28 protein-coding genes are annotated in these 24,229 nt (G+C 68.6%); 16 read left to right on the top strand and 12 right to left on the bottom strand.

Annotated features, from left to right (window positions below):
* The first annotated feature begins 59 nt into the window (after positions 1-59).
* Both RXV79_RS03715 and RXV79_RS03710 read left to right on the top strand, forming a co-directional pair.
* Positions 60-368, top strand: coding sequence for a DUF2160 domain-containing protein (locus tag RXV79_RS03715; protein ID WP_316702128.1), 309 nt, complete (start codon positions 60-62; stop codon positions 366-368).
* Between the two features lie 87 nt (positions 369-455).
* On the top strand, positions 456-2,189 hold the full coding sequence (locus RXV79_RS03710) for an ABC transporter substrate-binding protein (protein ID WP_316702127.1): 1,734 nt from the start codon (positions 456-458) through the stop codon (positions 2,187-2,189).
* A gap of 84 nt (positions 2,190-2,273) precedes the next feature.
* Here RXV79_RS03710 and RXV79_RS03705 read toward each other — a convergent pair whose 3' ends face one another.
* Both RXV79_RS03705 and RXV79_RS03700 read right to left on the bottom strand, forming a co-directional pair.
* The gene (locus RXV79_RS03705) at positions 2,274-2,693 is read right to left on the bottom strand and encodes a DUF3597 domain-containing protein (RefSeq protein WP_316702126.1); all 420 of its coding nucleotides are present in this window, start codon (positions 2,691-2,693) and stop codon (positions 2,274-2,276) included.
* Complete coding sequence (locus tag RXV79_RS03700) at positions 2,690-3,202, bottom strand: cupin domain-containing protein (RefSeq protein ID WP_316702125.1); 513 nt, start codon at positions 3,200-3,202, stop codon at positions 2,690-2,692. The genes RXV79_RS03705 and RXV79_RS03700 overlap by 4 nt, the downstream gene beginning before the upstream one ends.
* On the opposite strand from RXV79_RS03700, the gene RXV79_RS03695 reads away from it, so the two are divergent.
* Complete coding sequence (locus RXV79_RS03695; protein WP_316702124.1) at positions 3,201-4,025, top strand: DUF4198 domain-containing protein; 825 nt, start codon at positions 3,201-3,203, stop codon at positions 4,023-4,025. The two genes, RXV79_RS03700 and RXV79_RS03695, sit on opposite strands and share 2 nt — an antisense overlap.
* A 26-nt stretch (positions 4,026-4,051) precedes the next feature.
* Entirely contained in the window at positions 4,052-4,798 is a 747-nt protein-coding gene (gene map, locus RXV79_RS03690; RefSeq protein WP_316702123.1) for a type I methionyl aminopeptidase, read from the top strand.
* Here the strand turns inward: map and argC are convergent.
* Positions 4,785-5,741 carry an N-acetyl-gamma-glutamyl-phosphate reductase gene (argC, locus tag RXV79_RS03685; RefSeq protein WP_316702122.1) on the bottom strand — a complete coding sequence of 319 codons (957 nt, stop codon included), beginning with the start codon at positions 5,739-5,741 and terminating at the stop codon, positions 4,785-4,787. The genes map and argC overlap by 14 nt on opposite strands.
* A gap of 101 nt (positions 5,742-5,842) precedes the next feature.
* Here argC and RXV79_RS03680 point away from each other — a divergent pair, with 101 nt between their 5' ends.
* Positions 5,843-6,727, top strand: coding sequence for a LysR family transcriptional regulator (locus RXV79_RS03680; protein WP_316702121.1), 885 nt, complete (start codon positions 5,843-5,845; stop codon positions 6,725-6,727).
* On the opposite strand, the gene RXV79_RS03675 is transcribed toward RXV79_RS03680, so the two are convergent.
* Positions 6,724-7,761: a GlxA family transcriptional regulator gene (locus tag RXV79_RS03675; protein WP_316702120.1), complete on the bottom strand. Its 1,038-nt coding sequence runs from the start codon at positions 7,759-7,761 to the stop codon at positions 6,724-6,726. The two genes, RXV79_RS03680 and RXV79_RS03675, sit on opposite strands and share 4 nt — an antisense overlap.
* A 95-nt stretch (positions 7,762-7,856) precedes the next feature.
* On the opposite strand from RXV79_RS03675, the gene RXV79_RS03670 reads away from it, so the two are divergent.
* The 7 genes from RXV79_RS03670 to RXV79_RS03640 all read left to right on the top strand — a co-directional run bounded on the left by RXV79_RS03670 (position 7,857) and on the right by RXV79_RS03640 (position 14,041).
* Positions 7,857-8,606 (top strand): sterol desaturase family protein, encoded by a 750-nt coding sequence (locus tag RXV79_RS03670; RefSeq protein ID WP_316702119.1) that lies wholly within the window; start codon positions 7,857-7,859, stop codon positions 8,604-8,606.
* A 19-nt stretch (positions 8,607-8,625) separates the two neighbouring features.
* On the top strand, positions 8,626-9,951 hold the full coding sequence (locus tag RXV79_RS03665; protein ID WP_316702118.1) for a tetratricopeptide repeat protein: 1,326 nt from the start codon (positions 8,626-8,628) through the stop codon (positions 9,949-9,951).
* Between the two features lie 63 nt (positions 9,952-10,014).
* Positions 10,015-10,521: a TspO/MBR family protein gene (locus tag RXV79_RS03660; protein WP_316702117.1), complete on the top strand. Its 507-nt coding sequence runs from the start codon at positions 10,015-10,017 to the stop codon at positions 10,519-10,521.
* Positions 10,522-10,579: 58 nt separating this feature from the next.
* The gene (locus RXV79_RS03655) at positions 10,580-11,437 is read left to right on the top strand and encodes an AraC family transcriptional regulator (RefSeq protein ID WP_316702116.1); all 858 of its coding nucleotides are present in this window, start codon (positions 10,580-10,582) and stop codon (positions 11,435-11,437) included.
* A gap of 14 nt (positions 11,438-11,451) precedes the next feature.
* Positions 11,452-12,420, top strand: coding sequence for a DMT family transporter (locus RXV79_RS03650; RefSeq protein ID WP_316702115.1), 969 nt, complete (start codon positions 11,452-11,454; stop codon positions 12,418-12,420).
* A gap of 60 nt (positions 12,421-12,480) precedes the next feature.
* Positions 12,481-12,864, top strand: a complete 384-nt coding sequence (locus RXV79_RS03645; protein WP_316702114.1) for a hypothetical protein — start codon at positions 12,481-12,483, stop codon at positions 12,862-12,864.
* On the top strand, positions 12,848-14,041 hold the full coding sequence (locus RXV79_RS03640) for an acyltransferase family protein (RefSeq protein WP_316702113.1): 1,194 nt from the start codon (positions 12,848-12,850) through the stop codon (positions 14,039-14,041). The genes RXV79_RS03645 and RXV79_RS03640 overlap by 17 nt, the downstream gene beginning before the upstream one ends.
* Here the strand turns inward: RXV79_RS03640 and RXV79_RS03635 are convergent.
* Positions 14,016-14,654, bottom strand: coding sequence for a cation efflux transmembrane domain-containing protein (locus tag RXV79_RS03635; protein WP_316702112.1), 639 nt, complete (start codon positions 14,652-14,654; stop codon positions 14,016-14,018). The genes RXV79_RS03640 and RXV79_RS03635 overlap by 26 nt on opposite strands.
* 75 nt (positions 14,655-14,729) lie before the next feature.
* Between RXV79_RS03635 and cadR the strand changes: the two genes are divergently transcribed.
* Entirely contained in the window at positions 14,730-15,161 is a 432-nt protein-coding gene (gene cadR / locus RXV79_RS03630; RefSeq protein WP_316702111.1) for a Cd(II)/Pb(II)-responsive transcriptional regulator, read from the top strand.
* Positions 15,162-15,210: 49 nt separating this feature from the next.
* On the opposite strand, the gene RXV79_RS03625 is transcribed toward cadR, so the two are convergent.
* The 4 genes from RXV79_RS03625 to glcE all read right to left on the bottom strand — a co-directional run bounded on the left by RXV79_RS03625 (position 15,211) and on the right by glcE (position 19,498).
* Positions 15,211-16,242: a porin gene (locus RXV79_RS03625; RefSeq protein ID WP_316702110.1), complete on the bottom strand. Its 1,032-nt coding sequence runs from the start codon at positions 16,240-16,242 to the stop codon at positions 15,211-15,213.
* A 263-nt stretch (positions 16,243-16,505) separates the two neighbouring features.
* The gene (gene glcF, locus RXV79_RS03620) at positions 16,506-17,738 is read right to left on the bottom strand and encodes a glycolate oxidase subunit GlcF (protein WP_316702109.1); all 1,233 of its coding nucleotides are present in this window, start codon (positions 17,736-17,738) and stop codon (positions 16,506-16,508) included.
* Positions 17,739-18,395 (bottom strand): class I SAM-dependent methyltransferase, encoded by a 657-nt coding sequence (locus RXV79_RS03615; RefSeq protein ID WP_316702108.1) that lies wholly within the window; start codon positions 18,393-18,395, stop codon positions 17,739-17,741.
* A 5-nt stretch (positions 18,396-18,400) separates the two neighbouring features.
* Entirely contained in the window at positions 18,401-19,498 is a 1,098-nt protein-coding gene (gene glcE / locus RXV79_RS03610) for a glycolate oxidase subunit GlcE (protein WP_316702107.1), read from the bottom strand.
* Between the two features lie 54 nt (positions 19,499-19,552).
* Here glcE and RXV79_RS03605 point away from each other — a divergent pair, with 54 nt between their 5' ends.
* A complete protein-coding gene (locus RXV79_RS03605; protein ID WP_316702106.1) occupies positions 19,553-20,491 on the top strand; it encodes a DNA/RNA non-specific endonuclease in 939 nt (312 codons plus the stop codon).
* 31 nt (positions 20,492-20,522) lie between these two features.
* On the opposite strand, the gene RXV79_RS03600 is transcribed toward RXV79_RS03605, so the two are convergent.
* Together RXV79_RS03600 and RXV79_RS03595 are read right to left on the bottom strand one after the other, a co-directional pair.
* Positions 20,523-21,008, bottom strand: coding sequence for a hypothetical protein (locus tag RXV79_RS03600; RefSeq protein ID WP_316702105.1), 486 nt, complete (start codon positions 21,006-21,008; stop codon positions 20,523-20,525).
* 44 nt (positions 21,009-21,052) lie between these two features.
* A complete protein-coding gene (locus tag RXV79_RS03595) occupies positions 21,053-22,156 on the bottom strand; it encodes a GTP pyrophosphokinase (RefSeq protein WP_316702104.1) in 1,104 nt (367 codons plus the stop codon).
* A 213-nt stretch (positions 22,157-22,369) separates the two neighbouring features.
* On the opposite strand from RXV79_RS03595, the gene RXV79_RS03590 reads away from it, so the two are divergent.
* Both RXV79_RS03590 and RXV79_RS03585 read left to right on the top strand, forming a co-directional pair.
* A complete protein-coding gene (locus tag RXV79_RS03590) occupies positions 22,370-22,753 on the top strand; it encodes a VOC family protein (protein WP_316702103.1) in 384 nt (127 codons plus the stop codon).
* A gap of 96 nt (positions 22,754-22,849) precedes the next feature.
* Positions 22,850-23,314 carry an anthrone oxygenase family protein gene (locus tag RXV79_RS03585; protein ID WP_316702102.1) on the top strand — a complete coding sequence of 155 codons (465 nt, stop codon included), beginning with the start codon at positions 22,850-22,852 and terminating at the stop codon, positions 23,312-23,314.
* Positions 23,315-23,383: 69 nt separating this feature from the next.
* On the opposite strand, the gene RXV79_RS03580 is transcribed toward RXV79_RS03585, so the two are convergent.
* Positions 23,384-24,115 carry a Crp/Fnr family transcriptional regulator gene (locus RXV79_RS03580; RefSeq protein WP_316702101.1) on the bottom strand — a complete coding sequence of 244 codons (732 nt, stop codon included), beginning with the start codon at positions 24,113-24,115 and terminating at the stop codon, positions 23,384-23,386.
* Positions 24,116-24,229: the final 114 nt, after the last annotated feature.

Below are 24,229 nucleotides of genomic sequence, written 5' to 3'. Positions count from 1 at the left end.
AGCCCGGTACCCGTCGCTCCCGGCCCGCACCACAACAACGCACACGGAGCGCTAACAAAATGTTCGAGTGGATGGCCTGGACGCCCCCCGTCGCGATCTTCTTCACCAGCATCGTCCTCATGCTGATCGGCATGACCGTGTGGGAGTTGAAGTCGCCGACAACCATGCGCAAGGGTTGGCTCCCCATGGAGACGACGAGAGGCGACCGCCTCTTCATCGGCCTCTTGAGCGCTGCCTACGTCAACCTGGCGTTCGTCGCCGTGAGCGAGAAGCTGATGACGTGGCTGAGCCTGGAGAACGAGCCCTCGATCTGGATCAGCTTTGTCATCTCGATGGCACTGCTGGCCTTGATCATGAGGAAAGGTTAGGCACAAGTCTTTTCGAAAAGGCATCCGGCCATCACTTCCCAGCCGGCGTGCCAACTTGAGCAATGGGAAGCATCTCAGGAGACAGACATGAAATTGCGCTTGAACGCTGTGGCCCTGGCCGCTGCTGCTCTGGTCATCGGCCAGAGCGCATGGGCCGGCGAAGCCGAAGCCAAGAAGTGGATCGACAGCGAGTTCCAGCCGTCCACGCTGAGCAAGGACCAGCAGACGGCCGAATTGAAGTGGTTCATCGAAGCGGCCAAGAAGCTGCAGGCCAAGGGCGTGAAGGAGATCTCGGTCGTCTCCGAGACCATCACCACGCACGAGTACGAGTCCAAGACGCTCGCCAAGGCCTTCGAAGAAATCACCGGCATCAAGGTCAAGCACGACCTGATCCAGGAAGGTGACGTCGTCGAGAAGCTGCAGACCTCCATGCAGTCCGGCAAGTCGATCTACGACGGCTGGATTTCCGATTCGGACCTGATCGGTACCCACTACCGCTACGGGAAGATCATGAACCTGACCGACTACATGGCCGGCAAGGGCAAGGAGTGGACGAACCCCGGCCTCGACCTCAAGGACTTCATCGGCACGAGCTTCACCACCGGCCCCGACAAGAAGCTCTACCAGCTGCCCGACCAGCAGTTTGCCAACCTGTACTGGTTCCGCGCCGACCTCTTCGCCCGTGCTGACCTGAAAGAGAAGTTCAAGAAGAAGTACGGCTACGACCTGGGCGTGCCGCTCAACTGGTCGGCCTATGAAGACATCGCCGACTTCTTCACCAACGACGTGAAGACCATCGACGGCAAGCCCATCTATGGCCACATGGACTACGGCAAGAAGGACCCGTCGCTCGGCTGGCGCTTCACCGACGCGTGGCTCTCGATGGCCGGCACGGCCGACATCGGCATCCCCAACGGCAAGCCGGTCGACGAATGGGGCATCCGCGCCTCGGCCGACGGCTGCACGCCGCTCGGCGCTTCTGTCTCCCGTGGTGGCGCGACCAACTCGCCCGCCGCTGTCTACGCACTCACCAAGTACGTCGACTGGATGAAGAAGTACGCCCCGAAGGAAGCCACCGGCATGACCTTCGGCGAAGCCGGCCCCGTGCCCGCCCAAGGCCAGATCGCGCAGCAGATCTTCTGGTACACCGCCTTCACCGCCGACATGACCAAGCCCGGCCTGCCGGTGGTCAACGCCGACGGCACGCCCAAGTGGCGCATGGCCCCCGGCCCGAACGGCCCGTACTGGAAGCAAGGCATGCAGAACGGCTACCAGGACGTGGGCTCGTGGACCTTCTTCGACAAGCACGATGAAAACCGCACCGCCGCTGCGTGGCTCTACGCGCAGTTCGTGACGGCCAAGACCGTGTCGCTCAAGAAGACCATCGTCGGCCTGACCCCGATCCGCGAGAGCGACATCCAGAGCAAGGCCATGACCGACATGGCCCCGAAGCTGGGCGGCCTGGTCGAGTTCTACCGCTCGCCCGCCCGCGTGGCCTGGACGCCCACCGGCACCAACGTCCCCGACTACCCCAAGCTCGCGCAGCTCTGGTGGAAGAACGTGGCCGTCGCCGTGACGGGTGAGAAGACCCCGCAGCAGGCCATGGACAACCTCGCCGAAGAGATGGACCAGGTGATGGCCCGCCTCGAACGCGCTGGCATGGCCCGTTGCGCGCCCAAGCTCAACAAGAAGGAAGACCCGAAGAAGTACCTGAGCGACAAGGGTGCTCCTTGGGCCAAGCTCGCGAACGAGAAGCCGAAGGGCGAAACCATCGCGTATGACACCTTGCTGAACGCCTGGAAGGCTGGCAAGGTTCGGTAAGCACCGTCCAGAAGCGAGTGGCCCGCGGGTGGGCCGCTCTTCATGCCCCCGACGCTCACGCGCCGGGGGCATTTTTCATTCGGCTCAGTCCGTCAGTTCCTTCGGGATGTTGCCGCCGTTGGCCGCGATGTGCGCCAGCACGTTCTTGTGCAGCCACATGTTCATCTTGGCCGAGTCGCCCATCAGCTCGTCGGGGCAGTAGAGCTCCTTCGCAAGCGCCTTGCGCGCCTCCAGGCTGCTGTCGATGTCGAGCAGCTTCAAGAGGTCGACGATGGACGTGCGCCAGTTGAGCTTCTGCGGGTTGGCGGCGGCGCGCTTTTCCAGCTGCGCCACCACGTCGACCACCGCGATCGGGTTGACCACCTCCTGCGCCGGGGCGGGCGCGACGGCGGCGGGCACCGGGGCATCGGCGACCGCCGACGGCACGGTCGCGGCCGGATCGGCCGGCACCGACTGAGCGTTCTTGAGGCCCAGCTTGTCGAGGATCTTGCTGAAGAAGCTCATGGCATTTCCTTGATGGATGGTTGAAATGGGGGTTGCATCGGTCGAGTGAAGGGCCTGAGCAGCACGCCGAGGGCCCGGCTCAGGAAGCGCGCCGGCGGCAACACCGTACGCCGGTTGAATGACAGTTTGCGCACATGCTGCGGGATATGCCACTCCCACCACGTGCCGGTGGGGAAATACGCCAGCGTGCCCGGCACCAGCCATTGCATGCGGCCATGCGCATCGGTCACCCGCACCTCGCCCTCGAGGATGAGCACGGTCTCTTCCACGCCGAAGAACCAGCGGAAGCGCCCGCCGCTGCATTCCCACACGTGCGTGGCGGCCCAGCCGTCGGTGTTGGTCGAATGACAGCCGCTGCGCGCATGGGGTTGGCCTTCGAGCACCCAGCTGGGTTCGATCGGGTCGTCGTGCAGCGCGATGCTGTCGAGACCCTTGAAAACGGCGGCATCCAGTCGCTCGGCTTGCGCGTAAGAACCACCTGCCTCCCCCCGACAATCGCCTTCGCTCATGGCCACGCTCCTTCTTCGTCTTTCGTTGATCGCCACCAGCCTGCTGTTCGCCGGTGCCGCGTGGGCCCACGACACCTGGTTCGAGCCGCTCCCCGCGGCACGGCCCGGCGAGGTGCGGCTCGCACTCGGCACCGGCAACCGCTTTCCGCGCCACGAGTTCACCGTGGGTGAAGCCTCCTTGCGCGAACAGGGGTGCCGCCGCGCTGCGGCAAAGGCCGTGCCGCTGCGGGTCACCGGCGAGACGGTGCAGGCGCTGACGCTGGCGGCGCGACCGGGTGGCGTGGGCCCGGTGACCTGCTGGGCGCAGCAGCAGCCCTTCGAGATCGAGATCGCGCCCGCCACCGTCGAGGTGTATTTGAAGGAGGTCAATGCCTCACCCGACGTGCGCGCGGCCTGGGCCGAGCTGCAAGCGCGCGGGCTGCCGTGGCGCGAGCGGTATGCCAAGCATGCACGCATCGAACTGGCCGGCCGGCACAGCAGCTCCGACACGGCCACGCCCACCGCGATGGCGATGGACGTGCTGATGGAGAGCGGCCTGCAGCCGCTCGCTGCTGGCGACACCGTGCGCTTCCAGGTGCTGCGTGACGGCCAGCCGCTGCCCGGCTTGGCGGTGGAGCTGCAGAACGACCAGAGCCCGCTCGGCTTCTGGAAGAAGACCGATGCCGAGGGACGCGTGAGCTTCCTGGTGCCGATCGAGGGCCAGTGGCTGCTGCGCGGCACCGACCTACGACTCTCGCCGAGCGTGCCCAACACCTGGGACAGCCGCTTCGTCACCCTCACCTTCCGCGTCGGGCCAGGCGTGAGGGCATCGCCGCAGCGATAGCATTCCGACCTTCCCCGGAGAACCGCATGACCATCGAAACCCAGGACGACCTGACCGGCCTGCAACGCATCGGCCGCATCGTCTCGCTCGTGCTGCAACGCATGCTCGACGCCGCCGAGCCCGGCATGACCACCCGCGAGCTCGATGCGCTGGGCGAGCGTTGGCTCGCCGAGCACGGCGCGCGCTCGGCGCCCAAGCTGACGTATGACTTCCCCGGCCACACCTGCATCAGCATCAACGAGCAAGCGGCCCATGGCATCCCCGGCGACCGCCTGATCCGCGCCGGCGACGTGCTCAACATCGACGTGTCGGCCGAACTCGGCGGCTACTGGGCCGACACCGGCGGCACGCGCGTCGTGCCGCCCACCAACGCGCAGAAGACCCGCCTGTGCCACGCCACCCGCATGGCGCTCGACGCCGCGATGAAGGAAGCGCGCGCCGGCCAGCGGATCAACCGCATCGGCGCGGCCATCGAGCGCACAGCGCGCGTTTACGGCTTCCGCATCATCGAAAACCTGGGCAGCCACGGCGTGGGCCGCTCGCTGCACGAGGAGCCGGAGCACATCGCCGGCTACTACGATCCGAGCGACAAGCGCGTGCTGAAGGAGGGCATGGTCATCACCATCGAGCCCTTCCTCTCCACTCGCAGCCGACGCGTCACCGAGACGGACGACGGCTGGACGCTCGGGGGTGTGCCCGGCAACCTCTCAGCGCAGTACGAGCACACGATGATCATCACCAAGGGTGCCCCGATCGTCGTCACGCAGCATTGAGCTGAAGCCCGGCCATCTGCATCTGCTCCAGCATCAGGTCGAGGTTCTGCACCGCCGCGCCTGAAGCACCCTTGCCGAGGTTGTCGAACACCGCGCTCAAGAGCACCTGGCCCTCGGCCGCGTTGTCGAACACCGCAAGCTGGAGGTCGTTGGTGCCGTTGAGCAATTGCGGGTCGAGCCGCGCCAGCGCCTTTGACGCTTCAGCCGGCAACACCTCCACATGGCGTGAGCCGCTGTAGTGCGCAGCCAGCGCCGTGCGCAGGCGCTGTGCGTCGACACCCGCCGGCAGCATGCGCAGGTGCAGTGGGATCGTCAGCACGATGCCCTGGCGATAGGCGCCATACGCCGGCACGAACACCGGCCGGTGCGCCAGGCCCGCATGCAGCGCCATCTCGGGCGCGTGCTTGTGCTGCAGGCCGAGGCCGTAAACCTGGAAGGGCAGCGCCTGCGCGGCGTCCGGCCCTTCGTGTTCGTCCACGCCCGCACGGCCCCGGCCCGAGTAGCCCGACACGGCATGGATCGTCAGCGGGTGGTCGCGTGGCAGCAGGCCCGCGTCGACCAGCGGGCGCAGCAGCGCCACGGCGCCGGTCGGGTAGCAGCCGGGGTTGGTGACGCGCGTCGACTGCGCGATGCGCTCGGCCTGGCCTTCGGTCATCTCCGGGAAGCCATAGACCCAGCCGGCTTGCGTGCGGTGCGCGGAGCTGGCGTCGATCACGCGCACGGCCGGGTTGTGGATCATCGCCACCGCCTCGCGCGCCGCGTCGTCGGGCAGGCAGAGGATGGCGATGTCGCAGTGGTTGAGCGCCTCGGCGCGGGCGCCCGGGCGCTTGCGGCGGTCGGCGCGCAGGGTGAGCACCCGCAGGTCGGTGCGCCCCTGGAGGCGCGCGCGGATCTGCAGGCCGGTGGTGCCCTGGTCGCCGTCGATGTAGACGATGGGGAGCATGGAAATCTCCGAAAGCGTGGCGTGAGGGCTTGCATCTTCAGCGCCAAGCGGAGTTAAGAAAAGTTGTATTTCATGACGCCGGGATTCAGAATCCATGCACCATGCGTGAACTCGACCTCGACCGCCTGCGCACTCTCGTCACCATCGCCGACCTCGGCTCGTTTGCCGCTGCCGCCCGCGCGCTGCACCTCGCGCCGCCCACGGTGAGCCTGCATGTGTCGGAGCTGGAGTCGCGCCTGAACGCGCCGCTGCTGCTGCGCAACCGCGGCCAGGTCGCCCCCACGGGGCCCGGTGCCGCACTGATCGAGCGCGCGCGCCGCCTGCTGGCCGATGCCGACGCCGCGCTCGACGAAGTGCAGCGCCTCGTGGAAGGCCGCACCGGCCGCGTGCGCGTGGGCGCGTCGACCGGCGTGCTGGCGCACCTGCTGCCGCAGGCGGTGGAGGTGCTGTCGCGCGACCACCCCGGCATCGACGTGCAGGTGGCCGTGCTCACCTCGCAGGAGACCATGGCGCGCCTGGCCGGCGGCACGGTCGACATCGGCCTCGTCGCGCTGCCGCAGGCGGCGAGCGTGGGTCTCAAGGTGCAGCCCTGGCGGCGCGACCCGGTGATGGCCTTCGTGCCTGCGTCATGGAAGGCACCGAGCCACGCCACGCCCGCCTGGCTCGCACAGCAGCCGCTCATCCTGAACGACGCGAGCACGCGGCTCTCGCGCCTCACCGGCGAGTGGTTCGCCGAAGCCGGCGAGCAGCCGCGCGCCCGCATCGAGCTCAACTACAACGACGCGATCAAGAGCCTCGTCGCGGCCGGCTACGGTGCGGCGCTGCTGCCGCACGAGGCCACTGCCGCGCAGGCCGACAAGCGCATCGCCATGCTGCCGCTCAAACCCAAGCTCTGGCGCCCGCTCGGCATCGCGCACCGCACGGGCGCGCTCGAGCCTTCCACGGCCCACGTGCTGGACGTGCTCTGGCGCTTGAGACAGGCCTAGACCGACGCCGCGCGCCGCAACTGTGCGCCGAGCGGCGCAAAGCGCTTGCGGTACTGCGCCGGCGTCAGCGCCACCTTGCGGCGGAAGAGGCGGCCGAAGAAGCTCGCGTCCTGGTAGCCCACTTCGAGTGCGATCTCTTCGACCGGCAGGTCGGTCGACTCGAGCATTTGCTTGGCTTCTTCGAGCCGCACGGTGTGCACGTAGTCGAGCGGCGTCATGCCGGTGGCCTGCGTGAAGCGGCGCTTGAAGGTGCGCTCGGGCAGGCCCGACAAGGTCATCATCTGCGCCACCGGCGACTCCACCCGGTAGTTCGACGCCACCCAGAGCTGGCAGCGCGCCACCAGTTCGTCGGCTGCACGCGGGCCACGCGTGAGCGACGCATACGCCGTGGCGCTGGTGCTGTTGAGGTCGAGCAGGTTGATGCGGGCGACCTGCATCGCCTCGTCAGGCGAGGCATAACGCGCGATCAGCGCGAGCACCAGCATGTGCCACGCCACCCCGCTGCCTGCCATGATGAGCCGCTGCTGCGGCCCGGCCACGATGAGCCCGCGCTCGGCGTGCCAGCGGGTGCGCGGGTACTCGCGCGCCAGCAGGTCGCAGTAGGCCCAGTGCGAGGTGGCCTCCTGGTCGTCGAGCAGGCCGGTGCGTGCGAGGAGCAGCGCACCCGAGCAGGCCGAGGCCAGCGTCGCACCATGGTCGTAGGCATCGCGCAGCCACGCCACCTCGGCGTCGTAGAGGCCCTGCACCGGCGTGCCGGGCGGGATCATCAGGTCGGTGATCACCGCCACGTCGGGGTGCGGGCACTCGGCGAAGCTGGCATCGGGCGTGATGCGCACGCCGTTGCCGCCTTCGAAGGGCTGGCCGTCGGCGCTCACCACCAGCGGGCGGAAGGGCGACGGCGTGTCGGGCCCGCCGTGCAGCATCTGCCAGTCGCGGCGGGTGCTGTGCAGCGAATCGTAGAACCCATAGAGCGTGGCGGCGCTGACGGCCGGCGTGCCCAGCAGGGCGACGGTGATGGGTCTGTCCAGTGGCATGGCAGTTTTCGCCGTGTTTTGGCCGGTTCGGCTTTGGTGTGATGGGCGCAAGCGGCAGACGATGGCGACCCTCACAACACCTCAGCCACGTCGCCATGCCCACCCCGATCGACATTCTCATCGACCCCATCACCTTGTGCGTCATGGCCCTCTTCATCGGCCTCCTGCTGTGGGAGCGCCTGGCGCCCGCGCGCCCCATGCCGCACGTGCGTGGCTGGTGGCCACGCGCAGCGGCCGCGCTGGTCGGCTACCTGATGCTGTCGTCGTACCTGCCGCTGCTGTGGGCCGACACGCTGGCCCCGCTGCAGCTCTTCGACCTGTCGACCTGGCCCACCTTCGCAGCCGCAGCGGCCGGCGTGCTGGCCTACGAACTGCTGGGCTATGCCTACCACCGCGCGATGCACCGCTACACGCCGCTGTGGCACCTCTTGCACCAGATGCACCACAGCGCCGAGCGGCTCGACGTGAGCAGCGCCTTCTGGTTCAGCCCGCTCGACATGGCCGGCTGGACGCTCGTCAACAGCGTCGCCTTCACCGTGATCGGCGTGCCGCCCGCAGCCGCCACGCCGGCCATCCTCTTCATCACCCTTCTGGCGACCTTCCAGCACGCCAACCTGCGCACGCCCCAGTGGCTGGGCTTCTTCGTGCAGCGCCCCGAGAGCCACTCGCTGCACCACGCGCAAGGGGTGCACCGCTTCAACTACTCCGACCTGCCCGTCATCGACATGGTGTTCGGCACTTTCCGCAACCCGGCGCACCATGCGCGCGACAACGGCTTCTGGCACGGCGCCTCGGCGCGCGTGCTCGACATGCTGATGCTGCGCGACGTGTCGACCCGCCGCTGAGCCCTTCAGGAGAACCGACATGAACCTCATCGATCCCCAAGGCCACCGCGTGAGCAACGCCACGCCGCCAAGCCTCGACACCTACGAACGCGCCGCGCGCGAGCTGCTGTGCATGGTGGGCGACCCGCTCGCCACCATCGAACAGGCCATTGCGATCAATCCCGAGATGCCGATGGCCCACGCCTTCAAGGCCTGGGTGCTGCTGCTCGGCACCGAAGCCCCCGCGCTGCCGGCTGCACGCGCCGCACTCGATGCCGCCGCCGATCTGCCGGCCGACGAGCGCGAGCAGCGCCACCTCGCCGCTGCCCGTGCCCTGTGCGACGGCCGCTGGCGCGAGGCCGCGCTGCAGCTCGAAGACCTCAGCCTGCGCCACCCGCGCGACACGCTCGCGCTGCAGGTGGGCCACCAGCTCGACTTCTTCCGGGGCGACAGCCGCATGCTGCGCGACCGCATCGCCCGCGCCCTGCCCGACTGGGACGCCGCCGTGCCCGGCTGGCCCGCGGTGCTGGGCATGCACGCCTTCGGGCTGGAGGAATGCGGCCAGTACGTCGATGCCGAGCGCCAGGGCCGGCGCTGCGTGGAGCTGGAGCCGCACGACAGCTGGGGCTGGCACGCGGTGGCGCACGTGCACGAGATGCGGCACGACCCGCGCGCCGGCATCGCCTGGCTGCAGACCACGAGCGACACCTGGGCCGACGGGAGCTTCCTCGCCACGCACAACTGGTGGCACCTCGCGCTCTTCCACCTCGAGCTCGACGACCACGCCGAGGTGCTGCGCCTGTATGACCGCAGCATCGGTGGCACCGGCTCGGGCGTGGTGCTCGACCTCATCGACGCGAGCGCGATGCTGTGGCGGCTGAACCTGCGTGGGGTCGACGTCGGCCGGCGCTGGCAGGCCCTCGCCGAGCGTTGGGTGCCGCATGCGGCAAGCGGCCACTACGCCTTCAACGACCTGCACGCGATGCTCGCCTTCACCGGCGCGGGCATGAAGGCCGCGCAGCGGCAGCTGCTGGACGCGCAGCAGTCGGCGATGGCGAGCGACGGCGACAACGCGAGCTTCACCCGAGACGTGGGCCACCCGGCAGTGCTCGCGGTGCAGGCCTTCGCCGAAGGTGACCACGCGCGCGCGACCCGCCTGCTGCGCGGCATCCGCTCGCAGGCGCACCGCTTCGGCGGCAGCCATGCGCAGCGGGACCTGATCGACCTCATGCTCGTCGAGGCGGCCCTGCGCTCGGGTGACGTAGCGCTGGCGCGCGGCCTCGCGCATGAGCGGCTGGCGCAACGGCCGCGCAGCGCCTGGTCACAGCGCCTCGGCCAGCGCGCCCAGGCCTTGCGGCCCACCTGAGGCGAACGGCGAGGGGAGCCCGCACCGCGGGCACGGGTGTTCGCCTCGGCCGACACTCGAGCGATGACAAGCCTCCCTCTTCCTTCACCGCGCCACCCGTGGGCGGCCCTGGCCGCGTGGCTGGCGCTGAGCGCGGCGGTGGCCGCCATCGGCGGCGTGGCGTCGGCCGACGCCGGCAGCTTCTACCGCCAGCTCACGCTGCCCGCCTGGGCGCCGCCGGCCTGGCTCTTCGGGCCGGTGTGGACGCTGCTGTACGCGGCCATGGCGGTGGCGGCCTGGTGGGTGTGGCGCACGCCGCCGACCTCGGCCCGGCGCATCGCGCTCACCTTCTACGTCGTGCAACTGGTGCCCAACGTGCTCTGGAGCTGGCTGTTCTTCGCCTGGCACCAGGGTGCGCTCGCGATGGCCGACATCGCCCTGCTCTGGCTGCTGATCGTGGCCACCGTCGCCGCCTTCTGGCGCGTGCGGCGCGGCGCCGCTGGCCTGCTGCTGCCCTACCTCGCGTGGGTGAGCTTCGCCTCGGCGCTCAACTTCTGGCTCTGGCGCCACAACCCCACGCTGCTGGGCTGATGCCCGCCCGGCGCGCCTGGGCAAAGCGCGTGCGGGCTGCGATCATCGTCGCCTGACCATGAACGCCGTCCCCGACACCTTCGACAGCCCGCTCGATGCCGCCGAGTTCAAGCGCACGGCGCGCGGCGGGGTCGAGCTGTACCGGGCGCAGATCGTGCGGCATGCCTTCGACCCGCACCTGCACGAAGCCTTCGGGCTCGGCGTGATCGACGCTGGGGTCGAGCGCTTCCGCTACCGCGGTGCCGAGCACCTGGCCACGCCGGGCACGCTCGTGCTGATGAACCCGGGCGAGCTGCACACCGGCCGCGCCGAGACGGCGCAGGGCTGGCGCTATCGCATGGTCTACCTCGACGAGGCGCTGCTCGAAGCCGTGACCGGCGAGCGCTGGTGGTTTGCCGACGCGACGGCGCACGACCCGGCCACCGCCCGGCGGCTGAGCGCGCAGCTCGCCGCGCTCTGGCAGGCGCCCGATTCACTCGCGAGCGACAGCGCGCTGGCCGAGCTGCTGGCCGCGCTGCGCCCGCACGCCAGGGTCGACCAACCCGCGAACGATCGCCTGACAGCCCACGACAGGGCCCACGACACCGCCCTCGCGCGCAGCCTCACGCTGATGCACGACGACTACGCCAACGCACTGACGCTCGACCGCCTGGCGGCCGAGGCCGGCTTGAGCCCTTTCCACTTCCTGCGACGCTTCAAGCTGCGCTACCACGCGACGCCGCACCAGATGCTCATGGCCGTGCGCCTCGCGCGTGCGAAGCACCTGCTCGCCGCGGGCATGCCGCCCGCCGAAGTGGCGCCGGCCGTGGGCCTGGCCGACCAGGCGCACCTCACCAAGCGGTTTGCGCGCATGCACGGCGTCACACCGGCGCGCTACCAGGCGCAATTAGAGACAAGACCCCGCCCGCGCGCCTGACCGACACTGGCCGGATGACCGCTGGATTCCTCTTCGCCCTGGCCGCCGGCCTGATGTGGGGCCTCGTCTTCGTGGGGCCCTTGATGCTGGCCGAGTACCCGGCCACGCTGCAGTCGTTCGGCCGCTACCTGGCCTTCGGCCTGATCGCGCTGCCGCTCGCGTGGTTCGACCGTGCACGCCTGCGCGAGCTGACCCGCAGCGACTGGGTCGAGGCGCTCAAGCTCGCCGCCGTCGGCAACGTCATCTACTACCTCTTCCTCGCGAGTGCCATCCAGCGCGCCGGCGGGCCGCTGCCGACCATGATCATCGGCACGCTGCCGGTCGTGATCGCGATCACCGCCAACCTGCGCAGCGGGAGCCGCGAGGCCAAGCTGCCATGGGGGCGGATGCTGCCGTCACTGGCGCTCATCGCCGCGGGCATCGCGCTCGTCAACCACGTCGAGATCACCCATCTGCGGCAGGACCCGGGCGCCGACATCGCGCGCTACGCACTCGGGGCCTTGCTGGCCATCGGCGCCGTGGTGTGCTGGACCTGGTACCCGATCCGCAATGCCGAATGGCTGCGCGCTCACCCCGACCGCAACCCGCGCAGCTGGGCCACCGCGCAAGGCCTCGCGACCCTGCCGCTGGCGGTGATCGGCTACGCGTCGGTGTGGGTCTGGAGTGCCCTGAGCGGCGACCGTTTCTCCATGCCCTTCGGCCCGCGGCCGGGCGACTTCCTGCTGCTGATGTTCGCCATCGGCCTCTTTGCTTCGTGGCTCGGCACCGTGTGCTGGAACGAAGCGAGCCAGCGCCTGCCGCCGAGCCTGGCCGGCCAGCTGATCGTGTTCGAGACGCTGGCGGCGCTCTGCTACGCGTTCCTCCTGCGCCGGCAGTGGCCGGCGCCCGAGACGCTGGCCGGCATCGCGCTGCTGGTGGCGGGCGTGCTGTGGGCGCTGCGCACGCGGCCCGAGCCGCTGGCAGCAGAGGGGCACGCGTCGTAGCACCGCGGCCAGAAAACCCTGTGAGAAGATTCCGCGACCACAGCCACAGGGGAGAACAACATGGCATTGCTGATCGCGGGCGCCTTCATGGTCGCCTTGGGTCTGTTCGCGGGAGGGGTGCTCGTCGCGGCGCCGCTCGGCCTCGTCGCCGGCACAGTCGACGCCACCCTGTGGGTGCTCTTCCCGCTGCTGAGCATTGCCGGTTTCGTGCTCTTCGTCATCGGCGCAAAGACGGCCCAGATCCGCGGCCTCTCGCAGCTCATCTCATGGGCCCTGCTCGCGCTCGCGCTGGCCTCGGCGGCGGGGCTCGTGCTGCGCGCGGCGTCGCTCGTGAATGGCGAGACCAGCACGCTGCCGCTCTGGTACGTGCTGATGGTGGCGGGCATCCTGGGCGCCGTGGGCGCGGCATCGGGCACCCGCCGCCTCGATGACAGCGCCGCCTGAGGGCGCGGCGGCGCCGGCCTCGCGCCTGCACGCCCTCGACGCGGTGCGTGCAGCGGCCTTGCTGCTGGGCATCGTGCTGCACGCCACGCTGTCGTTCATCCCCGGCGTGGAGCAGACCCCCACGCTGTGGCCCATCGCCGACACGCAGCAGAGCCGGGTCGCCTCGCTGCTCATGTATGCGATCCACGTGTTCCGCATGCCGGTGTTCTTCCTCGTCGCCGGCTTCTTCGCGCAGCAATTGCTGGCACGCCGCGGCGTGGCCGGCTTCGTGCGCAACCGCGCCAAGCGCATCGCGGGGCCACTCGCGGTGGGCTGGGCGGTCTGCTTCGTGGCCATCGTCGCGGTGGTGATCTGGGCGGTGACGCGCCAGCACGGAGGCGTGCTGCCCGACCCGCTGCCGCCCTTCATGCGCGAGAGCAAGCCCAACTTCATGCACCTGTGGTTCCTCTATCTGCTGCTCTGGCTGTATAGCCTGGCGCTGCTGGCGCGTGCGCTATGGCGGCGAGTCGATGCCGAGGGCGCGAAGCTCGATGCGCTGCTGCGGCGCGTGCTCGCCACCCCGGCCGGTGCGCTGCTGCTGGCGGCACCGATCGCGCTGGCGCTCTTTCTCACGCCCGACTGGATCGTCATCCTCGGCGTGCCCACGCCGGGCTACACGCTGATCCCGCCGCCCGGCCCGCTCTTCGTCTACGCGTATGTGTTCGCGCTCGGCTGGGCGCTCGGGCGGCAGCGTGCGCTGCTCGACACGCTGGCCCGCCGCTGGGTGGGGCACGGGCTGCTCGGCATCGCCGGCGGCTTCGTGGCCCTGCTCTCGGCCACCACGCACCCGGGCCTCGCGCCCATCACCGACCTCGGACCGAAGGCGGGCTACGCCATCGCCTACGGCATCGGCCTCACGGCCAGCACCCTGGCCTTCGTCGGCCTCGGCCTGCGCTTCTTCTCGAAGCCGAGCCCCACCGTGCGCTACCTGGCCGATGCCTCGTACTGGATCTACATCGCCCACCTGCCGCTGGTGATGGCCTTGCAGGCGGCGGTGATGCTCTCGCCGCTGCACTGGTCGATCAAGTACATCGGCATCAACGTGGTGGCCACCGCGCTGCTGGTGGCCAGCTACCACCTCGCGGTGCGGCGCACCTGGGTCGGGCTCTGGCTCAATGGCAAGCGTGTGATGGCGTAGCGGCGGCAGCGCCGTTCAGCTCGGCGCGCGCCTGCCGGAACACCGTCACCGAGCCGGTGATGGCCAGCACCGCCATGAAGACGGCCACCAGCAGGTCGGGCCAAGCCGTGCCGGTGCCCAGCACGCCCAGGGCCGCCGCGCCCACCGCGAGATTGCCGAGCGCATCGTTGCGCGAGCAGATCCACACCGAGCGCATGTTGGCGTCACCTCCACGGTAGCGAAAGAGCAGCAGCGCCACGGACACGTTGGCCACGAGCGCCGCGATGGCCACTGCGCCCATCGTCACCGGCTCGGGCACCGCGCCCGATTGCAGCGCCCACGCTGCACGCGCCAGCACGAAGACGCCGAAGGCCGCCATGCACGCCGCCTTCAGCTGCGCGGCGCGAGCCCGCACGCGGGTCGCCATCGCCAGCACGGCGAGCGAGACGCCATAGTTGGCGGCATCGCCGAAGAAATCGACCGCATCGGCCAGCAGCGACACCGAGCCGGCCGACAGCCCGGCCGCCACCTCGACGAAGAACATCGCGGCATTGACGACGAGCGCGATCCACAGCACCTTGCGCACGCGCGGGTCGGCCGAAGGCGGGGTGGGGGCACAGCAGGAAGCGGACATGGCAAACATCGGGAAGTCGCGATGCCTCCATTGGAAACCCTATAGTCGCTGCAAGGTCAACCCCGGGGTCTTGTGATGAAGATCGGTGAACTCGCCCACGCCGCCAACTGCGACGTGCAGACCATCCGCTACTACGAACGCGAAGGCCTGCTCGACGCGCCGGAGCGCCTCGCGTCGGGCTACCGCCACTACGCGCCGCGGCACCTCGCGCGGCTGCAGTTCATCCGCCACTGCCGTGCGCTCGACATCCCGCTGGCCGAGGTGCGCCAGCTCATCGAATACGCCCAGACGCCCTACCAGTCGTGCCATGCGGTCGATGCGCTGCTCGACGACCACATCGAGCGTGTGCGCCGCCAGGTCGCGGCGCTCCAGTCGCTGGAGCGGCAACTCGTCGCCCTGCGTCGGCAATGCGAAGGTGCCACCCGCGAGCGCGCCTGCGCCATCATCGATTCGTTCATGAGCGCGCCGGCCGAGCACGCCTGCCCGTGCCACCCGGCCGCGCCATGAAAAAAGCCGGCCCGCAGGCCGGCTCAACACACTTCATGCAAACCCGGGATCAGAACGAGTGGCGCAGGCCGAACTCGATGCCGGTCGACTTCTTGCCACCCGGCAGGGCCGGCGTGGTGGCGCCCACGTTCATGGCCTGTGCACCCTTGTTGTCGATCTGGGCGTAGGTGCCGTAGAGCGCGGTGCGCTTCGACAGGTTGTGCACGTAGCCGAGGGCGAGCAGCGTCGCGTCGGCATCGTTGGCGGTGTTGCTGGCCGCGGCGCCGCCCGACAGGTCGGCACGGCCGTACGAGGCGCGGATCACGCCCTGACCGACCGGCACCGTCGTGCCGATGTTGAAGAGCTTCTCTTCACGCACCAGGAACTTGAATTGCGAGTACGAGGCCAGCAGGCGCATGAAGCCAAAGTTGTAGCCGGCACCGACGGTCGCAACCTTGTACTTGTCTGCCGTGGCATTGGCTTCGGTCGTGCCATACGCCACCGACGCATCCACCGGGCCGCCGGCATAGCCGACACGGCCACCGACGTACTTGTTGCCGACCGTGCCCTCACCGGCGGCGACCGCCAGGTTGGCGTACACGCCGCCGAGGTCCTTGGGCGCGAAGTACTGCACTTCGTTGTCGGCACGGCTAGTGGTGTTGACGGTGCCCGTCAGCTTCGACTGCAGGTTGGTGATCTTGCCCACGCCGTTGTCACCGAAGGCGTCGTAGGCGCTCAGGGCGGTGTAGGTGGGGGTGTAGTCACGGCCGAGGCGCACTTCGCCAAACGCGCCTTCGAGGCTCACGGTCGAGCGGCGGTGCCAGAACTTGCCGCTGCTGTTGATGGTGCCGTCGTCGGGGTTGAGCGCGGCTTCGAGCCAGAAGCCGGCCTTCAGGCCGCCGCCGAGGTCTTCGGTGCCGCGGAAGCCCAGGCGGCTGCTGGACAGGCCGTCGGTGCCGAGCTGGCGCACCTTGGTGCCGTTGTTGTCGATCTGGCGCAGGTTGGCATCGACGATGCCGAACAGCGTGACAGTGGAGGTCTGGGCCGAAGCGGCGCCGGCGAAACCGGCGAGCAGCGAGAGGGCGAGCAGGGTCTTCTTCATGGGATGTGGACTGCGAGTTGAGGAATGCCGTCTTGCGGTTCAAGACTGCGGCGATTCCACCAAGCCACCCCCCGTGTCTTGACGACAGATCCGTGACACGACGCGATGCGTTGGCACGGGCCGACAGCGCCAGCCGAGCGCAAGGGCATGTCATGCCCTTGTCATTGCGCCGTGTTCTCGTCGGCTCAGCGGCACCCACCACCGGGCGGGCACACGCGCACCACGCTGCGCCTCGCCGTGGCAGGGTGCCGGCCAGGGCCTGATCAGGTCAGGGCGTCGTCCAGCACCTCGATCCAGTGCCGCACCGGCGTGGACGTGCCGGTCTGCAGGTGCTGGATGCAGCCGATGTTGGCCGAGACGATCACCTCGGGTTCGCTCGCGATCAGGTGGCCGATCTTGCGATCGCGCAGCTTCGTGGCCAGCTCGGGTTGCAGCACCGAGTAGGTGCCGGCCGAGCCGCAACAGAGGTGGCTCTCGGCGCCTGCCAGCTGCACCTCGTAGCCCAGCGTCGCCAGGTGCGTCTCCACGCCGCCGCGCAGCTGCTGCCCATGTTGCAGCGTGCAGGGCGGGTGGAACACGAGGCGCCGCGCCTTGGGCTTGCGCAGGCGCGTCTTGAGCCGCGGCGCGATGTCTTCCAGCAGCTCGCTCAGGTCTTTCGTGAGGTCGCTGATGCGGGCGGCCTTGTCGGCATACGCGGGGTCGGCGGCGAGCGCATGGCCGTAGTCCTTCACCGTCACGCCGCAGCCCGACGCGTTCATCACGATCGCTTCGACCTTGCCGGCGCTCACGAGCGGCCACCAGGCGTCGATGTTGCGGCGCATGTCGTTGCGGCCACCGTCCACGTCGGCCAGGTGCGTGCGGATCGCGCCGCAGCAGCCAGCGTCGTCGGCCACGAGCGTCTGGATGCCGGCCGCGTCGAGCACACGTGCGGTCGCGCTGTTGATGTTGGGCATCATCGCCGGCTGCACGCAGCCCATCAGCATCAGCACCTTGCGCGGATGCTCGCGCGTGGGCCACTGGTGGGCGCGCTCGCCAGCCTTCGGGGGCACCTTGGCCTTGAGTGACGCGGGCAGCAGCGGGCGCACCATCTGGCCCAGCTTCATCGCCGGGCCGAAGAGGGGCGAGGGCAGGCCTTCCTTCAGCAGCCAGCGCACCGCCTTCTCTTTCGGCGGGCGCGCCACCTTGGCCTCGACGATCTTCCGGCCGATGTCGACCAGCTGGCCGTACTGCACGCCCGAGGGGCAGGTGCTCTCGCAATTGCGGCAGGTGAGGCAGCGGTCGAGGTGCAGCTGCGTGCTCTGCGTGACCGGCTCGCCTTCGAGCACCTGCTTCATCAGATAGATGCGGCCACGCGGGCCGTCGAGTTCGTCGCCGAGCAGTTGATACGTGGGGCAGGTGGCAGTGCAGAAGCCGCAGTGCACGCACTTGCGCAGGATGGCCTCGGCCGCGTCACCGTCGGGCGTGTCTTTGAATTCGGGGGCGAGCTTCGTCTGCATTCACATGACCTGGTAGGTGCAAGCCCAGAAATGGTCCCACTCGACCCATTGGAACCCGAAGCTGCGGTTGCCGAGGAAGAAGCGCAAGGCGTTCGGGTCGGGGAAGTTCTTCAGCACTTCGTGCGTCGAGCCGTCGTCGAGCCGGCGCTGCTGGTAGGTGTTGCCGTGCGCATCGGTGCGCGAGATCGGCGTGCTGCTGCCGTGCACATAGCGGTTGTCGAGCAGCACGACGCGCCCGCCCGGCGTGAGGCAGCGGTGCAGGCCGGCAAGCCAGTCGCCCGCACGCTGCCGCGGCACGTGCGACCACCAGAAACCAGCGAAGGCGGCGTCGAACTCCCGCCCGTGGTCGAGCGCATAGGCATCGCCGATCTGGAACTGCACCCGCCCGTGCGGCAGCGCCTTGGTGCGCGCGATGGCGAGCACTTCTTCGTTCACGTCGGTCGCGAGCCACGAGCGGCTGCGCGCTGCGGCGTGCGGCGTCCAGTAGCCGGTGCCGCAGGCGATCTCGAGCACGCGCCGGTCATCGAACTGCGCCGGCAGCCAGGCCTTGATCGACGCCAGGTCCGCCTGCCGCTCGGGCTTGGCGTAGATGCGCTCGTACTCGTGGGCGCGTTGTGCGTAGTAACGCTGCAGGTCGAGTTCGGTGGCGCTGTGCATGGTCGTCAGAGCTCGGGGTAGAGACGCCCGCGGTTGAACACGGCATCGGGGTCGAACGACTTCTTCAGCTCGCGGTGGATGCGGTCGAGCGGCGCCTTGAGCGGCGCGAACACGCCCGCCTGCTTGTGTTGCGACATGAAGAGCGTGGCATGCCCCCCTGCACGCAGCGCCGCCTCGCGCACCTTGGCGCCCGAGGCCGAGGTGCACAGCCAGCGTTGCGCGCCGTGCCACTCGATGAGCTGCTCGCCCGGCAGGATGAGCGGCTTGGCAGTCGGCGGCAGCGACACGCGCCACAGCGAGACCGTGCCGCCGTTCACCGCCGCATGGGCCTTGGTGAAGTACTCGTCGGTGTGGTGGCGCAGGCCGTCCCAGAAGGGGCTGGCGAGCGCAGGCTCGATCACGTCGCCGCCCATCGACACCATCGCGGCCTGCACCGCGGCGAGCGCGCCGCGCAGGCGCACGAGCAGCGTGCCGTCCCACCAGGCGCTGGCGTTCAGCGGCAGCGGCTGCCCGCCCCAGAGGTTGAGCTGGTCGAGCGCGGCCACCTGCTCCATCTGGAAGCGCAGCGTGGCGGTGGCCGGCGCGATGGGCAGCACCTTGAGCGAGACCTCGAGGATCACGCCCAGCGTGCCCATCGAGCCCGCGAGCAATCGCGAGACGTCATAGCCCGCCACGTTCTTCATCACCTGGCCGCCGAAGCTAAGCACCTCGCCCTTGCCGTTGAGCATCGAGGCGCCGAGCACGTAGTCGCGCACCGCGCCCACCGAGGCGCGCGACGGCCCCGAGAGCCCCGCCGCCACCATGCCGCCCACGGTGCCACCGGCCATGAAATGCGGCGGCTCGAAAGGCAGGCACTGGCCGCGTTCGGCGAGTGCGGCTTCGAGCTCGGCGAGCGGCGTGCCGGCGCGGGCGGTGACGACGAGCTCGCTCGGCTCATAGCTCGAGATGCCACTCAGCTCGCGCAGGTGCAAAGGCTCGCCTTGCGCAGGCTCGCCGTAGAAACTCTTGGTGCCACCGCCGCGGATGTCGAAGTGGCGGCCGTCGGCACGCGCCGCGTGCACTTGGTCGATGAGGCGCTGCAGCGCCGGGTCGTGGTCGTTCATGTCGCGTCGTATTCTCGTCCACCCGCCTGCCCTCGGGCGGAAGAATGCACAGGGATGACCACCACACCAAAGATTGCCCCCAGCGCCTGGGTGCCACTCGACCCCGACTACACCAACCGCCCCGGCTACGACGCCGGCTTCCTCGGCCTCGCGGTGCCGGCGCCCCGGCTCACGCCAGCGCTCGCGGCGCTCGCCAAGGGGCCGGTGCTGCCGTACCAGCACTTCAGCATCCTGATGAACCCGGCCCGGCGCCTTGCCTTCTGGACCGCCGTCAACATCGACGGCCAGCAGGAGCGCCACCTTGGCGACCGCAAGCGTGACGAGTGGTGGTTCGACGAGCGTCTGCCACAGAAGCTGCAGGTCGGCGGCGCCTTCTACGCGGGCTCGGGCTTCCAGCGCGGGCACCTGGTGCGCCGCCTCGACCCCGCCTGGGGCGCGAGCGACGCCCACTCCGGCCGCGGCGAGGCCGACACCTTCCACTGGACCAACTGCTCACCGCAGATGCCGCAGCTCAACACCCAGTGGTGGCTGCACATCGAGAACCACGTGCTGGAAACCGCCAACGCACGCGACCTGAAGGTCTCGGTGTTCAGCGGCTGCGTTTTCACCGACGACGACCCACGCCTGCGCGGCGTGCAGATCCCGCTCGCGTTCTGGAAGGTCGCCGCCTGGGTGGTGACGGTGCAGCGCAAGCCGGCGTTGCGCTCGCTCGCCTTCCTCGTGAAGCAGGACGAGGCCGTGGCCGCGCTGCTCAAGAAGCGTGGCGTGCGGCCCCTGGCGGTGGACTTCGACGACGTGCCGGAGCGCATCCAGGGCTACCAGACGACGGTGGCCGAGTTGGAGCGGCTCACGCAGTGCCGCTTCGGCGAGCTGGCCTCGCCGGAGGTCGACGTGTACGCCCGCGCACGCGAGAAGCGCCTCGCGCCACAGGTGTTCAACGCGATCGACACCTACCGCCGCCTCGGCAGACCGGCCGACCTGATCACGAACTGAAGTGCTTCGGGCCCCGGCGCTGGCGACGGCGTCAGTCGGGCTTGCCGAAGCCGCCTTCCACCCAAGCCGTTGCGCGGGCGAGGCTCAGCTTGAACGTCGGCGCCACGCGCTGCTGCGCCAGCTGGGCTCTCGCGACGTCATACGCCGCCAGCAGCGCATGCGGGTCGTCCTCGTCGGGCACGATGTCGAGCGTGACCTCCAACCGGCCGTCGGCCGAGTCGACATACACGCTCTTGTGCAGGCTCGCGTGCAGCTGCTGCTCGTGGCGGCGGATCACCTCGGAGGCGGTCTTCACCAGCGTGTTGAACGCCGACACGTCGAGCGGCTTCGGGTTCTTCTTGTCGCGCCCCATCGTCCACGGCCCCACGAGCGCCGGCTCGGGCTCGCCGTCTTTCACCATCTCGACGGCCCAGCCGTCGTCTTCCTCGTTCTTGACGACGCGGGCCGTCCAGCCGTTGTCGCGCCAGAGGCGGTCTTGCTTGATGGGGGTGTCGTCGTCGGTGAACTCGGAAGTCATGGTCGGCAGGCGTTCAAAACTCCGAGGATATCTGCCCCCTCGCGCTAGGCAGGTGGCAACGGGTTGGCCGCGAGCCAGGCCTCGAAATTGCGCCGGACACCGCTCGACAAGGCCCGGGCGAAATGCTCCTTGTCGGCGAGGTACAGGCAGTGGCGAATCACCGTGAACGGGTTCATCGTGGCTTTCGCCTCGCCGCCGTTCTCGAACTGCTGTTTGTACTGCTTCACGCGCCAGAAGGCCGCGCGCATGTGTTCGTTGAACTGGCCCTTCGTGATGCCCGGCTGCCAGCCGACCACGTCCTGCACGAAGCCGTCGACCTTGTGGGCTTCGAACTCATAGCCGCGGAAGTAGTGCTGGGCGACCCGCAGGAAGTTGAAGACGTTCAACTTCTTGGAAGCGCTGGCCGCCACCTCCACCGAATCGGTGCGCGGCACGGGAGGGGTCTGGGCCTCTTGACCGGCCTCGGCCTCCGCTTCGGCCGGCTCCGGCACCAGGGCCTCCTCCTGCAGGGCCTCAGTGGTGGCCACGCGGATGGACCGGAACTCCTCGTCTGCCAGCTCGAACAACGCCGCCAGCCGATTGATGCGGCGCTTCAGCTCGATCGGGATCGACTTCTTGTACTTGATCTTGTGATCGAGCACGCTCCAGGAGTCCTGGATGATGGTTCGCAGCTGGATCTCGAACGGCATCTGGGCGCATGCCGTGAGCGCGGTCTCGTCTGCCTTCGCGCGAAGGTCCAGGTGCAGGCCCTTGTAGCCGAAGAGGCCTTCGGTGCTCTCCATTTCACTGGCCTTGTCGCTCACGCCGAGCACGTCGAAGTGCGCGCGAAGCACATCGGCGATGGGGTCGAGCTCGTCTTCGTAGAGGCAGACGATCCGAAGGCCGATGAGGTCCGAGACGTGCGGCGCGATCTCGTAGGCGACCTGCCGGTCTTCGAGCCGCGTGAGGTACTTGCGCACGAACTTTCGAATGCTTTCCTCACGGTCCTTCACCCGTGCGTCGATCTTGGCCACGGCGATCCTGCGTTCGTCGAGGATGGCGGTGATGCGGGCCTGGTGCAGCTCGCAGGCTTGTCTCAGTGAAGGCAGCTCGCGCTCGTAGAACGCTCGGAAGCGAGCCTTCTCCTGCTCGAAATCCAATGAAGGCATGTGGAAGGTCCCTCGTGGGAGTACTGGATAGATGGTGCGCGAGGTGGACTGTCGTTGACGACTGACCGTCATCGAGCCTTACTCCGACACAAGACATTGTCTTTGGGTTGCCGGGATGGACGTATCAACCAAGGTGCTCTCCAATGCGGCCGACGGTACGTTGTGAAGCGACATGCAGGCCGTCTACTGCTTGTCAGGCCTCAGGAGGCAGCCATGAAGCGCACGTGGACGATCATCGGGGTCGCGGATGTGCCCCACAGCTTTCGCTGGTATCTGGAGCTCCTGGGGCTACCCATGGCTGAGCCTGCACATGACTACTTCGGTCAGGTCCTGGACGCCGACGGAACGGTCCTGCTTTGCCTCCATCGATGGGGAGACCACGAGCACCCGACGCTCAGCACACCCGAGCGAGCAGAACCCGGCAACGGGCTGCTGCTGTTCTTCCGCGTCGATGATTTTCACGAGGCGCTGGCGAGAGCCAGGAATCTGGTCGATCGGCTTGCCGAGGAACCTCAGACCAATCCCGCCACCGGAACCCTGGAGTTCGCCCTTCGTGATCCTGATGGCTACTACGTCATGGTGAGCGCGCTCGACTGACACGAATGCTCTCGTCAGTGTCGACGTCACCACCCGAATGGTTGGCCAAACAGAGCAACTGCAAGCGCACAAGCGGCTGCGCTGAAGGAGAGTCCTGTGATTGCATCAATACGCTTCATCAGCCTTCTGCTGACGTCACTGCTTGTGGGAACCATGTTCGGCATTTGGCTCGGCTTCAATCCAGCAGCGCTCTCTGCCGCAGCCTATGTCGAGATGCAGCAGAACTCCATTCGTTCTCTCAATGTCTCGCTGCCAATTCTTGGCTTGGTCTGCATCATCTCCACGGCAACGCTGGCGGTGCTGACCAAGGATGACAAGCGCTCTCTCCATCTGTTGGTTGTCGCCACGCTCTGCCTCGTTGCGGCGGGTCTGATAACGCGCTTTGCCAACCAACCCATCAATGCGATCGTCATCGGATGGAACCCGCAGTCCCCCGCAGCCAACTGGGCAGAGCTACGAGATACGTGGTGGCACTGGCATGGCGTTCGCACGGTTGCTGGAGTCGCGGGGCTGGCTCTCGCACTGCTCGCCGCAGTAAGGGTACGAGGTCCCACACAGTAGACAGTGCGGCCCGACGCCTCTCACGTCAAACGTCAGGCACTTCGGCCGGCTCGGGTTGAACGCGCCACCTCACGGCGCGACTTGCCGGCGCAGCCCTTCCAGGTCCATCACGCGAAGCCCGCCGTACTCGATGCGGATCAGGCCGAGTGCCTGCAGCGCGTGCAGCGCTTCGTTCACCCGCTGCCGTGACAGGCCCACGAGGTAGCCCAGCTCCTGCTGGGTGATCTTGAGCATCGAGCCCACCCCCGGGTAGAGCGTCGGGTGGAAGAGCGCCGCGAGGCTGCGCGCCACCTTCACGTCGGGGTCGTTCATGCGGTCGATCTCGCGGGCGCCGATGAACTGGCCGAGGCGCTCGTTCAACTGCTGCATCACGAAGCGGTTGAACGGGATGCTGCGGTCGATGAGCCAGTGGAAGGTCTCCACCGAGATGCCCGCGACCACGCTCTTGCGCAGCGCCTGGATGTTGTAGCGGTAGCTCTCGCGCTTGAGCACCGTGCCTTCGCCAAACCAGCCGCCCGGCGGCACGCCGGTGAAGGTGATGGGAATGCCGCTCGCGCTGTCGTTGCTCATCTTGAGCAGGCCGTCGACCACGCCGAACCAGAAGGTCGCCGGACGGCCCACGCGGCACAGCAGCTCGCCGGTCTCGACGTTCACCACCTTGAGGTCGGCGATGGCACGCGCGTGCTCGTCGGCATCGAGCATCTTGAGCCAGGGGATGTCGGCCCGCTCGGCCGGCGTGGCCGCGCGTGCTCGCGCATGCAACGGCGGTGCGGATGACGAGGCCTCGGGTGCGGTGCGCATCGGAAAAGGCATCGGGAAAGAACCAAGGGGAGAGTCCCTAGGATTGTCGTCAGAACGACATCCTGACGTCAAACTTCTTCCTACAGTCCGCCTCACACCCACTCCCCGAGAGAC

The organism is Piscinibacter gummiphilus, assembly GCF_032681285.1.
GTDB lineage: Bacteria > Pseudomonadota > Gammaproteobacteria > Burkholderiales > Burkholderiaceae_C > Rhizobacter > Rhizobacter gummiphilus_A.
The sequence above is the reverse complement of the archived record's forward strand: the minus strand, read 5'-3'. Positions and strand labels throughout refer to the sequence as shown.

What these genes read in the sequence shown, in the direction of transcription:
- RXV79_RS03715 (WP_316702128.1), top strand. Translation starts at nt 60, where the DNA reads ATGTTCGAGTGGATGGCCTGGACGCCCCCCGTCGCGATCTTCTTCACC.
- RXV79_RS03710 (WP_316702127.1), top strand. Translation starts at nt 456, where the DNA reads ATGAAATTGCGCTTGAACGCTGTGGCCCTGGCCGCTGCTGCTCTGGTC.
- RXV79_RS03705 (WP_316702126.1), bottom strand. Translation starts at nt 2,693, where the DNA reads ATGAGCTTCTTCAGCAAGATCCTCGACAAGCTGGGCCTCAAGAACGCT.
- RXV79_RS03695 (WP_316702124.1), top strand. Translation starts at nt 3,201, where the DNA reads ATGGCCACGCTCCTTCTTCGTCTTTCGTTGATCGCCACCAGCCTGCTG.
- RXV79_RS03700 (WP_316702125.1), bottom strand. Translation starts at nt 3,202, where the DNA reads ATGAGCGAAGGCGATTGTCGGGGGGAGGCAGGTGGTTCTTACGCGCAA.
- map (WP_316702123.1), top strand. Translation starts at nt 4,052, where the DNA reads ATGACCATCGAAACCCAGGACGACCTGACCGGCCTGCAACGCATCGGC.
- argC (WP_316702122.1), bottom strand. Translation starts at nt 5,741, where the DNA reads ATGCTCCCCATCGTCTACATCGACGGCGACCAGGGCACCACCGGCCTG.
- RXV79_RS03680 (WP_316702121.1), top strand. Translation starts at nt 5,843, where the DNA reads ATGCGTGAACTCGACCTCGACCGCCTGCGCACTCTCGTCACCATCGCC.
- RXV79_RS03675 (WP_316702120.1), bottom strand. Translation starts at nt 7,761, where the DNA reads ATGCCACTGGACAGACCCATCACCGTCGCCCTGCTGGGCACGCCGGCC.
- RXV79_RS03670 (WP_316702119.1), top strand. Translation starts at nt 7,857, where the DNA reads ATGCCCACCCCGATCGACATTCTCATCGACCCCATCACCTTGTGCGTC.
- RXV79_RS03665 (WP_316702118.1), top strand. Translation starts at nt 8,626, where the DNA reads ATGAACCTCATCGATCCCCAAGGCCACCGCGTGAGCAACGCCACGCCG.
- RXV79_RS03660 (WP_316702117.1), top strand. Translation starts at nt 10,015, where the DNA reads ATGACAAGCCTCCCTCTTCCTTCACCGCGCCACCCGTGGGCGGCCCTG.
- RXV79_RS03655 (WP_316702116.1), top strand. Translation starts at nt 10,580, where the DNA reads ATGAACGCCGTCCCCGACACCTTCGACAGCCCGCTCGATGCCGCCGAG.
- RXV79_RS03650 (WP_316702115.1), top strand. Translation starts at nt 11,452, where the DNA reads ATGACCGCTGGATTCCTCTTCGCCCTGGCCGCCGGCCTGATGTGGGGC.
- RXV79_RS03645 (WP_316702114.1), top strand. Translation starts at nt 12,481, where the DNA reads ATGGCATTGCTGATCGCGGGCGCCTTCATGGTCGCCTTGGGTCTGTTC.
- RXV79_RS03640 (WP_316702113.1), top strand. Translation starts at nt 12,848, where the DNA reads ATGACAGCGCCGCCTGAGGGCGCGGCGGCGCCGGCCTCGCGCCTGCAC.
- RXV79_RS03635 (WP_316702112.1), bottom strand. Translation starts at nt 14,654, where the DNA reads ATGTCCGCTTCCTGCTGTGCCCCCACCCCGCCTTCGGCCGACCCGCGC.
- cadR (WP_316702111.1), top strand. Translation starts at nt 14,730, where the DNA reads ATGAAGATCGGTGAACTCGCCCACGCCGCCAACTGCGACGTGCAGACC.
- RXV79_RS03625 (WP_316702110.1), bottom strand. Translation starts at nt 16,242, where the DNA reads ATGAAGAAGACCCTGCTCGCCCTCTCGCTGCTCGCCGGTTTCGCCGGC.
- glcF (WP_316702109.1), bottom strand. Translation starts at nt 17,738, where the DNA reads ATGCAGACGAAGCTCGCCCCCGAATTCAAAGACACGCCCGACGGTGAC.
- RXV79_RS03615 (WP_316702108.1), bottom strand. Translation starts at nt 18,395, where the DNA reads ATGCACAGCGCCACCGAACTCGACCTGCAGCGTTACTACGCACAACGC.
- glcE (WP_316702107.1), bottom strand. Translation starts at nt 19,498, where the DNA reads ATGAACGACCACGACCCGGCGCTGCAGCGCCTCATCGACCAAGTGCAC.
- RXV79_RS03605 (WP_316702106.1), top strand. Translation starts at nt 19,553, where the DNA reads ATGACCACCACACCAAAGATTGCCCCCAGCGCCTGGGTGCCACTCGAC.
- RXV79_RS03600 (WP_316702105.1), bottom strand. Translation starts at nt 21,008, where the DNA reads ATGACTTCCGAGTTCACCGACGACGACACCCCCATCAAGCAAGACCGC.
- RXV79_RS03595 (WP_316702104.1), bottom strand. Translation starts at nt 22,156, where the DNA reads ATGCCTTCATTGGATTTCGAGCAGGAGAAGGCTCGCTTCCGAGCGTTC.
- RXV79_RS03590 (WP_316702103.1), top strand. Translation starts at nt 22,370, where the DNA reads ATGAAGCGCACGTGGACGATCATCGGGGTCGCGGATGTGCCCCACAGC.
- RXV79_RS03580 (WP_316702101.1), bottom strand. Translation starts at nt 24,115, where the DNA reads ATGCGCACCGCACCCGAGGCCTCGTCATCCGCACCGCCGTTGCATGCG.